This is a genomic window from Bacillus sp. IT-79MI2, from assembly GCF_949768135.1.
Classification (GTDB): domain Bacteria; phylum Bacillota; class Bacilli; order Bacillales; family Bacillaceae_G; genus Bacillus_A; species Bacillus_A pseudomycoides.
In genome coordinates, this window is sequence record NZ_CATKPV010000128.1 from 171,236 (window position 1) to 181,607 (window position 10,372).

General features: G+C 34.8%; 10 protein-coding genes and 9 tRNA genes. 2 read left to right on the plus strand and 17 right to left on the minus strand.

What is annotated here, in order from left to right:
• Window positions 1-357: 357 nt before the first annotated feature.
• From ACM6HU_RS27220 to ACM6HU_RS27250, 7 genes are all read right to left on the minus strand, one after another.
• Window positions 358-1,077: a YebC/PmpR family DNA-binding transcriptional regulator gene (locus ACM6HU_RS27220; RefSeq protein ID WP_016113013.1), complete on the minus strand. Its 720-nt coding sequence runs from the start codon at window positions 1,075-1,077 to the stop codon at window positions 358-360.
• Between the two features lie 979 nt (window positions 1,078-2,056).
• Window positions 2,057-2,305, minus strand: coding sequence for a winged helix-turn-helix domain-containing protein (locus ACM6HU_RS27225; RefSeq protein WP_033670992.1), 249 nt, complete (start codon window positions 2,303-2,305; stop codon window positions 2,057-2,059).
• A gap of 179 nt (window positions 2,306-2,484) precedes the next feature.
• Window positions 2,485-2,937 carry an SMI1/KNR4 family protein gene (locus tag ACM6HU_RS27230; RefSeq protein ID WP_016113011.1) on the minus strand — a complete coding sequence of 151 codons (453 nt, stop codon included), beginning with the start codon at window positions 2,935-2,937 and terminating at the stop codon, window positions 2,485-2,487.
• A gap of 15 nt (window positions 2,938-2,952) precedes the next feature.
• Window positions 2,953-3,405: a YrhA family protein gene (locus ACM6HU_RS27235; protein ID WP_016113010.1), complete on the minus strand. Its 453-nt coding sequence runs from the start codon at window positions 3,403-3,405 to the stop codon at window positions 2,953-2,955.
• A gap of 24 nt (window positions 3,406-3,429) precedes the next feature.
• Entirely contained in the window at window positions 3,430-5,106 is a 1,677-nt protein-coding gene (locus ACM6HU_RS27240; protein WP_077295576.1) for a T7SS effector LXG polymorphic toxin, read from the minus strand.
• Window positions 5,103-5,465, minus strand: coding sequence for a DUF3958 family protein (locus ACM6HU_RS27245; RefSeq protein ID WP_016113007.1), 363 nt, complete (start codon window positions 5,463-5,465; stop codon window positions 5,103-5,105). The genes ACM6HU_RS27240 and ACM6HU_RS27245 overlap by 4 nt, the downstream gene beginning before the upstream one ends.
• A 40-nt stretch (window positions 5,466-5,505) precedes the next feature.
• Entirely contained in the window at window positions 5,506-5,781 is a 276-nt protein-coding gene (locus ACM6HU_RS27250; protein ID WP_016113006.1) for a TIGR04197 family type VII secretion effector, read from the minus strand.
• Window positions 5,782-6,009: 228 nt separating this feature from the next.
• On the opposite strand from ACM6HU_RS27250, the gene ACM6HU_RS27255 reads away from it, so the two are divergent.
• A complete protein-coding gene (locus ACM6HU_RS27255; RefSeq protein ID WP_016132537.1) occupies window positions 6,010-7,125 on the plus strand; it encodes a RapH N-terminal domain-containing protein in 1,116 nt (371 codons plus the stop codon).
• The gene (locus tag ACM6HU_RS27260) at window positions 7,125-7,493 is read left to right on the plus strand and encodes a hypothetical protein (protein ID WP_016113004.1); all 369 of its coding nucleotides are present in this window, start codon (window positions 7,125-7,127) and stop codon (window positions 7,491-7,493) included. The genes ACM6HU_RS27255 and ACM6HU_RS27260 overlap by 1 nt, the downstream gene beginning before the upstream one ends.
• Before the next feature lie 870 nt (window positions 7,494-8,363).
• Here the strand turns inward: ACM6HU_RS27260 and ACM6HU_RS27265 are convergent.
• The 10 genes from ACM6HU_RS27265 to ACM6HU_RS27310 form a co-directional block, all read right to left on the minus strand.
• A complete protein-coding gene (locus ACM6HU_RS27265; protein ID WP_414848549.1) occupies window positions 8,364-9,356 on the minus strand; it encodes a tyrosine-type recombinase/integrase in 993 nt (330 codons plus the stop codon).
• 178 nt (window positions 9,357-9,534) lie between these two features.
• Window positions 9,535-9,616, minus strand: a tRNA-Leu gene (locus ACM6HU_RS27270).
• Window positions 9,617-9,626: 10 nt separating this feature from the next.
• Window positions 9,627-9,697: transfer RNA gene (locus ACM6HU_RS27275), tRNA-Cys, on the minus strand.
• 14 nt (window positions 9,698-9,711) lie between these two features.
• A tRNA-Gly gene (locus ACM6HU_RS27280) sits at window positions 9,712-9,786 on the minus strand.
• Between the two features lie 5 nt (window positions 9,787-9,791).
• Window positions 9,792-9,866, minus strand: a tRNA-Gln gene (locus tag ACM6HU_RS27285).
• 65 nt (window positions 9,867-9,931) lie between these two features.
• Window positions 9,932-10,007, minus strand: a tRNA-His gene (locus ACM6HU_RS27290).
• A 12-nt stretch (window positions 10,008-10,019) separates the two neighbouring features.
• Window positions 10,020-10,093: transfer RNA gene (locus tag ACM6HU_RS27295), tRNA-Trp, on the minus strand.
• A 14-nt stretch (window positions 10,094-10,107) separates the two neighbouring features.
• Window positions 10,108-10,191, minus strand: a tRNA-Tyr gene (locus ACM6HU_RS27300).
• Between the two features lie 10 nt (window positions 10,192-10,201).
• Window positions 10,202-10,277 (minus strand) — tRNA-Thr (locus ACM6HU_RS27305).
• Window positions 10,278-10,291: 14 nt separating this feature from the next.
• A tRNA-Phe gene (locus tag ACM6HU_RS27310) sits at window positions 10,292-10,367 on the minus strand.
• Window positions 10,368-10,372 lie beyond the last annotated feature (5 nt).

Below are 10,372 nucleotides of genomic sequence, written 5' to 3' on the forward strand. Positions count from 1 at the left end.
CATAGCCGCGACTTATATATTTGGAAATCAAAATGGATATATATATTCAGATGAATCGCTTTAAAAATCACATATCCATCCTTCTTCTATTATATCACCTGGCATATTTTCAGATTTAGCTGGTTCCCCCCTAAAATTTTTCTACAGCATTTCTAAAGAAATTAATACAATAATACAATTTGAGCAATATAAACATATTACCAAACAAACGTTCCTGTAATCAATATGTATTTACTATATATATCCTACTACCTTACCTAGTTTCACCGATTACACATCATACTAGACACTTTTACTTACATAATATAAGAAAAGAGACCTTCTGTTATAAATAACAAAAGGTCTCTTTTTTATATATTATTCACCTAAATCAACATTGTGGTACACTTGTTGAACATCTTCTAAATCTTCCAATGCATCAATCATTTTTTCAAATTGTACTTGTGCATCTTCTGGAAGTGTTAAATCATTTTGTGCAAGCATTGTTAGCTCAGCAACTGTAAATTCAGTAATACCAGCATCCTTAAGCGCTGCTTGTACCGAATGGAACTGATCAGGTTCAGCATAAACGATAACTGCTTCCTCTTCTTCTAGAATATCACGCGCGTCTACATCTGCTTCCATTAATATTTCAAGCACTTCATCTGCTGTTTTTCCTTCAAGCCCAATAACAGCAGTCGCATCAAACATATATGCTACTGATCCATTCACACCCATGTTACCGCTATTTTTACTAAATGCAGCGCGTACATCTGCTGCAGTACGATTCACGTTATTTGTAAGTGTATCTACAATTACCATTGATCCGTTTGGTCCAAATCCTTCATAACGAAGTTCGTCATAGTTTTCTTCTGAACCACCTTTTGCTTTTTCAATTGCACGGTCAATAATTGTTTTTGGTACACTGTACGTCTTTGCACGCTCTAATACCACTTTTAAAGCTTGGTTTGATTCTGGATCTGGTTCACCCTGTTTTGCCGCTACATAAATCTCACGTCCAAATTTAGCGTATACGCGGCTTGTATTTGCATCTTTTGATGCTTTTTTTTCTTTAATATTATTCCATTTACGGCCCATACTGTTCCACTCTCTTTCACGTTTAAATCTACATAAAAATATTAATATGAAATACAATGTTTATTCAACACTTTTTCAAAATAAATACAAAAAGTTCATTATTGATTCGCATTACTGACATAATATAAATCAATATAATTTTGTTCATTCACCAAATTATATTATACCTTAAATTCATAATTCATTACGAATTTAACACTCAAATAACATGATTTGACAATGTACATGAAAAAAGCCTCCTAAAATGGAAGCCTACTTTTACAACCCATTATTTTGGTTCTGAAAGGTCTCCAGATTTCGTTAATAATCTAGCAATTCATCTCCAAATTTATTTAATACAAAGTGCGTTTCCTCATAATGCGCATGATTTGGTTCATCGGACTCTCGGACTCACTGCCGATTACGATGCACGGTTTTAATGCGTGGTGCGAACGGTGAGAACTGCTCGTAGTGTTAACTTTTGTTCAGTTAGTACCAATAACGGAATGACTGATACTATAAGAGATTTTCTTTGTATTTATAGCAATACGTAAATAAGACCGCCTCTTTTACAAGAACGGTCGTACAAAAAACATTTGCTGGAGGTTGCTACGAATAGCTTAAGATATCTTCTTTAGTTATTGTGGACAAGAATTTTTACGTTTATTCGCAAAAAAAGCACTCCTTACCGAAGTAAGAAGCGCTTAATATGTACGATATAATCAATCCGAAGACAAATAAAAAAGACGATTACTCGTCTTTTTGATACCGATGGTCGGGGTCGAACCGACACTCCCGAAGGAACACGATTTTGAGTCGGTTTTTTCCGTTATATCATTATTTATTATCATTTCTTTACAGTTATATTAAGTAATTCTACAAGTAATTGCAGGGTATTACAGTTAGCCTGTTCACACGACTACTATATACTTTACAGTATAATTCTAGCAGGCGAGATTTTCAATATATTTTTTCTACTATTATATAATCACCCTTCTCCTTATACATCTGTTTCTAATGTAAGTTGATAAGTGTTGGAAGCTTTTCCCTGCCCCACTGTAACAGACAGTAAACCATGTTCTTTCAGTCCTTTTATCGCCTTAGATGTTGTATTACGGTTAGCCCTTAAATAGTCCTGTAACTGGTTATATGATAATTTCACTGGTACTTTATCTGCCTCTAATTCTTTCATAATGTATAGTAACAATAGTTCCGTTTTATCTAAGTTTGTTTGTTTAAATAATTCCAACTGCAATTCCCTTCCCTTGTTCTGTCATTTAACACTCATACTAATAGTGCTTTACATTTCATATAGTACATATGAATTACTATAAAAGCAATAAAAACTTCCTCTTAACTTGTGTTGGTACATATTAAAAAGACTTATGCGTAATTCACATAAGTCTCACTTTTGTTACTCATAATTAATTACTCTTCATCGTCATAATCGCATAAGCTATCAAGCAGTTCTGTAAAAGACGAACAAACAGGATAAACTGCTTTTTCCATTTCTTCTTCCTCATGTTCCCAAAATACAACCGTTGGTGCTTCGGGATTATTTCGATAATCAAAGCATAAGAAGTTTCCATACGGGTCTGTGGCAAACGGATATACTTTATCTACTAATCTGCCTTTTATGCCTTCATACACCCGAAGAATGGAGTACCTACTTTCTGAATCTAAAGTTAATAGGTAACTGAATGAACCTCCATCTTGTCCCTGTATATCAAATACTTTTGGATGCGGGTACCCTCCATCATATTGTTTCACACATTCAATAAAGTCGTTAGGAAATTTAATACCCAAATACTGTTCTAATTTCTGAATTTGTTCATCCGTAATTTTCTTTTCACTTACATCAAACCATGTAATATTGTTCATATGTAATCCTCCTTATTAAAGAAGGGCTGTTTTCAATGCTTCTTCTAGCATTGTATTGAAATTATTATATGTTTTCATCACTGTTCCCGATGGTTTATCAAGTTCTAAGTAAGTACCGTCAGATAAGTTTTTACAAAACCACGCAATACTTGAATCTCCAAAGAAAAGATACTCTTTTTGAAATTCATTTTCATACCAAATCTCATTCGTATCTATAAATCCACAAATTGGTTCGTTTCTTTCTGTTTCTAGTAAAGAAGGATCAACTCCATAAATAACTAGTCCACCAAAATCTAAACCATTTACGTTTTTAAGAAACTCCTCAAATTCAATCGATAAATCAACATTAAATTTCTCTTTCACGTGTTCTCTTAATCTATGAACTTCAGTATCTGTTGCTGGTGTGTTCAAATTAAAGTTAACACTTTTCAGTATATCTCCAATTTCTAAAACTAGATTTTTCCACATATAAAAACCTCTTTCTAAGTTTATTTATTCTCCCTTAGGATAGATGTTATATTTTGGTATAGGCCAACTTATGTCTGTACTATCGCCATCTTGTAAGTGTCTAGTTAATGTACGTTGTGTATTAGTTATAGCTTTATGATATGGGTGATTTTGTATTAAAGTTAAATTTTCAAATGCGTTTGTTCCTCCGTCGTCTAAAGGAAGGTTATGATGTACTTGCCACCCTACTGGAGGTCTTCCTTTTTTCATTAATTCTATATTACCATCTGTTATTCCCGCTTTCTTAAGTTCAGTAAGCTTAACAGGGTCATTTACCAAGGATTTAAGAAACTCTTGTCTTATCCTGCTATCAAAAGCTTTCCTAAGTTGTTCAAATTCTTCTCTAGGTCTCTTAGTATACGTAATGTCATCAACTCTGACGTCTTTAAGAGGTACATCTTTTCCGTATAATTTGCCAACAAAAACGTCTCCGTCCGTAGTACTTTTAGTATATTGATAAGGCGATAGTTTATCCTTAGCTGTTTGATAAGTATCAACAAAGCTGGATTTTAAAGAATTTCCCCCAACACCAGCATAAGCAAAGCGGTTTCCAGTGTTCAACTTAAAATTATTTAATGTATTTAACGCATTTCTATACGTAGCAGAATTAGTTATGAACGACTTTCCTTTTGTAAAGCCTGTAACGGCTGCTATTCTCCCTACTTGTCCTGCTTTACTAAGACCTTTATCACCCAGAAACCCCAGCCCCAACGATGCTACACCATAAGCTACATAATGTTCTCTGCTTTCCAAATCCCCATTCCAAAAATTATTTATAAACGAATCTGAAAAAGTATTCCACATTGCAGGAAAAGTTTCATCATAGTTTATAATCGCATCTCGCATATTCAACCAGGTTTCTTTATCGCCTAAAGCTACGAACCCTTCCCATGCATCTTCAGCACCATCTACAAAACCAGTAGAAATACCAGTCCATGCGGCATTCAAATCCTTTTTTTCTTTATCCCAAGCTTTTTCGAGGTCAGATTTCGGAAGAAGCTTGCCACACATTGCCCCTTCTTCAATTGAATTGTCCGCTTTACGTGCCCTCTCTTCTTCTATCGCTTGAATAGACGTTGCCCATTCCATATTCAACCCTTGTGTACTAAATGTACCACTTGCAGGAATAAAACCTTTTCCGTTTTGGACTTCCGCTAAACCCGTCGCAATACTAGCAGCTAGTTGAAGTGCTGTATCATAGTTACTACTAGAAGTATAATTAAATTCATGTAGATGTTCTAACTTTTCTTGCAGTTTCCGTTTCATCATATCAAAAATACCCATCATTGCTTGCATACCTGGAAGGACATTACTAATTCCTTCAATACCTGCTTTTGTTTGGTCAATCCCTTGGATTTGTTCTAATATTTCTTGTTCAATGACATCAGTTGAAGCTACCTTTGATTGAAATTGACTTGGAAAGGCATCATTCTGACGGATTAATTCTTCACATAAGTAAATGATTCCTTGTGCTAAAGGACGAAAGGTTTGTACAAAAAATGATTTTGCACTGCTATATGTTTGTCCTTGTAGAACAGTATCAATTGTAAAAGCGTCAATCGACTGAATGGCTTGTTCCATGCCTTGAATGGTAGCGGTACATACAGCGTTCATGCTTTGAGTTTGGTTCTGTACTTCTCCCAAATACATATTTAAACTCATGCATTGGTCCCCCTTGCTAATTGTTGTTGCTGATAGGAAAGGTCGTTTTCTAAATCACTAAGGTCTCGTTTCTCTTTAAGCAACGTTTCTTTTTGATTTTCCAATTCGAATGTGAGTTTTCGTTCCATTTGTTGTGCATCTTGACGCATATCCATAAAAAACAGTGACATTTCTCTATCTCCATGCCAAGTTCCTAAAATACGGTCAAACAAACGATGGTTTTGATTTTTCCATACATGAAAATCTTCTTCTGCTTGTCCCTGTGTTTGAATCGCAGATTGATTTCGATTCTGTTCTTCAAATACACTTCGTAATTTTTGATTTAATTGATTAATTTGTTTTTCAATATCTTGACTCATCTTTTTCCTCCTATCGTTTTACTTTATATAGGTTATTACATTAGCGAAAAGTATTTTGAAGTTCTTTATCCATTCTCTCAAACTCGTTAGCTACCGAATGAATATTATCAGCCGCTTGTTGAAAAGCAGCAGAAAATTGTTTTGTTAAATCTAAAACTTGTTGATTCGCTTCTTGTGCTTTGGAGTTAACAGATAGTGTTGTACGCGTCGCCTTTATTATAGAACGACTTGTTGCACTTTGGATTGTATCCGAAGCATTCCTCATTTGAGTAGCGATTTGTTGTGCCACTTGAAAATTACTTTGAAATTTTCCCATCGCTTAAATCCTTTCTAGTTCCATATTCATCAAGAAAATTATATCATGTTAAATCATTCTACTGTTCCAAATATTTGAAATTACTAACAGGGAGAACGAATGCGATTAGTTATATACTTGAAAATAAAATTGTTAAACAAATGTTGAGAAATATAGAAATTTTATTTTTATTAAATCTTATTCTTGTTATCATTTAATGTAAGACTATTCAGAAAAGGAAGGGATTATATGCACGTTCCAGTGAAGGGGAATGAAAAGGTTACAAGGTTACTTAATGACTGGTATCAATCAATGTTACAACAACAACTTTCAAAAGTAACAAACTTAAAACAAGAACTTGATGAATATATTAACATTTTAAAGACTGAAGAAAACACAGAACTACAAAACCGAAATTTATTATTATACTACTCTTTGCTAGATTTCCGTTTCAAAACACTTACCGATAGATTCAGTATCACAAAAAATAGTTTTGATGAAATTGATTCTTTTGAAACTCCGACTGATGGTTTCTTAGCTTATTATTATCATTTTTATAAAGCTGTACATTTCATGATACTTACTGACTATAACGAGGCACAAAATCATTATGAAAAAGCTGAATCTCTTTTGAAATATGTTTCCAATGAAATCGAACAAGCTGAATTTCAATCTAAGTTAGCCTTGTTTTACCATAACACCTACGAACCACTTTTAGCTATTCGTTATGCAACTACTTCAAAAGATATCTTCTCTAAATACCAAGGTTATGAAAGTAATGCAGCTTCTTGTGAAAATACAATTGGAATGAGTTGTGTATCTCTAAAACAATTTGAACAAGCCGAGGAACATTTAAATTCTGCATTAAACTTATTATATAAGAATAACGAAGAAACATTAATTTCATTAGTCCGTCACAATTTGGGTTGGTTATATTCAAGTCAAAACCTTTCTGAATCAGCTATTCGTCACTTATCAGAAGTAACAGAGAAAATCCCTAATCATTTCAAAGCTATTTTTCTACAAGCTAGAGAATATTCTAAGTTAGGTGAAACAAATATTGCTTCTGACTTTGTTGAAAAAGGTTTAAAAATTTGTTTAAACCTAGAGAATGAAGAATACACACATCACTTTACCATTTTAAAAGCACTAAATAACAATGCTTCTATTGAAGAATTAAAAAGAGTAACTATTGCAGGTATCTCCTATTTCAAAAGAGAAGCACTTTGGGATTATGTAGAAGAATATGCAGAACTGTTAGCAACTAGATTACATACTGTGTGTGACTACCAAACATCTAGTGACTATTTCTGTTTAGGTCTTGAAGCAAGAACAAAATTATTAGCTAAAGGGGCGTTAAAATAATGAAAAAGCTTGGTTTAATGGTAATGAGTTTAGCTACTACAGGTCTTATGTCTTTCGGATTAAGTATCAATCCAGAAACACAACAAACTGCACAGGCAGATAACATTAATAAGTTACAATCAACGCATGGAGAAGGTTGGTCACCTCAAAGACCTGATTTAGCATTAAATATAGGTGACACTTGGTCTCCATCTTACGCACATGGAGATACTGGTATTGCAAGTAATAAAGCTGAAGATGACACGCCTGCACCTGCTTACACACACGGACAACCTTGGGGTGTAGCTGATGGTAACACTGGTTCTCCTGCTTATGACCATGGAAGACCCCCTGCACCTACGAATACGCATGGTGAAACAATAATTTAATTAATAAAAAGAACGTCCTTCTCTAAAGGTGACGTTCTTTTTTATCGGAATTTAACCATGAAAGGACTGAACAGAGAGAATGTTCAATGGATTAACAATTGATACAATTAGTAAGCTTCCACCTGCGTTCACTGCGATTATAACTACCCTTATAGGTCTACTTATAACGGCTGTACTATATAGTGCTAATCAACTTGTAATAGCGGCAACAACTAAGGAAATTGATAAATTGTATTTAAATAAAGCCACACAAGTAAAATTAAAATTTTGGAATGTGATTTTATCTACACTCTTAGGTGCTATTTTCTATCTATTTGCTGCTGTAGTCTTCAATATTGGTTTTTACGACGACCTCAACAAAATGTGGAGTAAAAGCGAAAGAGTATGGTACATCAGAGGAACTATAATTATTAATGTGATTCTATTATTTTTACTATATTTTCTGTTTTTGTTTTCTCTGCATAAAAACAAGAAGTTTAATATTGTTTTTAAGACCTTAATTTTCCTTCAAATCATAAGTAGTGTAATTATGTTTTCCTATCTCATTACTAATCAAATTTTTAGGAAGTGGAATTATGAGATGATACCTTCCATAATACTTATTATTTTAATTTTCACATGTACACAAACCATAATGAATAACCTATTTTAACGTGGTTTCAGGCAATTCCACGTTCGGAATTACCGCACACCAACGCTTCTAAATATCTAAAAAAGACAATAGAAAACTAAACCCTTTGCATTATATTTTCAAAAAATTTATAATGGGGGTGACGAGTATACGGAATGTCCGTTATTTAGTTTTGAGTCGATTTTTCAAACTTTGGGTCACCTGCTGTAACAGGTGACTTTTTTCTTTGTCTAAACTTTTTATACGTACCGTTTATTAAGCACTTTTAACGGTGAAAATTCTTTATGTCTTTCTCTTACATCAGTACCGAATAGATTTACATACGTTTTAACAATCTCCATGTTCGTGTGTCCTAATATAGCTTGTAATTCAAAGATATTCGCCCCTTGTTGAACACTTAATTTCGCAAACGTATGACGAAAGGTATGTGGACTACAACGCACATCTTTTATTTGTGCCATGTTGCCATATATGGATATTCGTTGTTGTATTCCTCTTCTAGTAAGCCGTGTACCATCAACAGTGACGAATAAAGCATCACTTTCAACATAACCTCGAATCGCAATATATTTTTTCAACTGGTTTTTCATATCCCTTTGTATAGGCACTTGCCGTTCTCGATAGCTTTTAGCATTACGAATTACGAGTAAACTATCTTCCCAGCGAGTATCCTTTACTGATAGCCCTACCAGTTCATTTACACGTATTCCCGTTTCAAGCATTAACATCATAATTGTGTAATCCCTAACGCCAGTAAACGTCCTTAAATTAGGCTGATGGAACAATTTATTAAGCTGTTCTTTTGAAAAGGTGGGAATGATTCGTTTTCTGTCTTTCAACAACTTAATGTTTTCCATTGGATTTCTAGGAATGTGCTTCTGTTTGTATAGAAAGTTGTAGAAAGCACGTAATGCACGTAAACGAGTGTTAATAGAAACTACTTTAATTCCCCTATAATTTTTCATGTAAAGTATTACGTTTTCTTTTACATGTTCTTCTTTCATGTTGTAAGGCTTTAGAATAGAAACGTCTATTTCTTGTTCAGTTAATAAATTAAGAAAAGCTTGTAATTCATTTAAATAATATTTAATGGTAAACGGTCTAAGATTTCTTAATTCACAGTCCTTCACAAACAAAGTGATAGCTTCATCAAACGTTTCAACATAAGATTTACTTTGTCTTTTAATAACAGCTAATTCGCTTTCATCTAAAGTATTTTTTCTTCTAGCCAAAAGTTAACCACCTTTCTTTACCTGTGAACACGACCAATGAATACGATTTTAAAAGTGGATTTTTCAAACAAAATTACCCCTGAAAACAAAAAAAACGCCTTCCTACAAAACTGTAGAAAGACGTTTTAAACGTTGCTATTACTTAATTCTTCTGTAATTCCCGATAAACATTTAACGATACCGATGGTCGGGGTCGAACCGACACTCCCGAAGGAACACGATTTTGAGTCGTGCGCGTCTGCCAATTCCGCCACATCGGCATAATAAGAAAGGCGGCAACCGGATTTGAACCGGTGGTAAAGGTTTTGCAGACCTCTGCCTTACCACTTGGCTATGCCGCCATATTAAATTAATTTGGAGCGGAAGACGGGATTCGAACCCGCGACCCCAACCTTGGCAAGGTTGTATTCTACCACTGAACTACTTCCGCAAAAATGGCTGGGCTAGCTGGATTCGAACCAGCGCATGACGGAGTCAAAGTCCGTTGCCTTACCGCTTGGCTATAGCCCACCGAAGTTTTAATTCATTATATGCAAGTATTAACTACTTTATTTACAAATGTTAAAAAATGAAAATGGGGCGACTGATGGGAATCGAACCCACGAATGCCGGAGCCACAATCCGGTGCGTTAACCACTTCGCCACAACCGCCATGTTATGTTTTGGCAGGGGTAGTAGGAATTGAACCCACACTGGAGGTTTTGGAGACCTCTGTTCTACCTTTAAACTATACCCCTATATAAAATGTAAATGGTGGAGGGGGGCAGATTCGAACTGCCGAACCCGAAGGAGCGGATTTACAGTCCGCCGCGTTTAGCCACTTCGCTACCCCTCCGAAACTTACATGGTGCCGGCTAGAGGACTTGAACCCCCAACCTACTGATTACAAGTCAGTTGCTCTACCAATTGAGCTAAGCCGGCATATTTAGTTAAAATGGTGGCTCGGGACGGAATCGAACCGCCGACACGAGGATTTTCAGTCCTCTGCTCTACCGACTGAGCTACCGAGCCAGAAA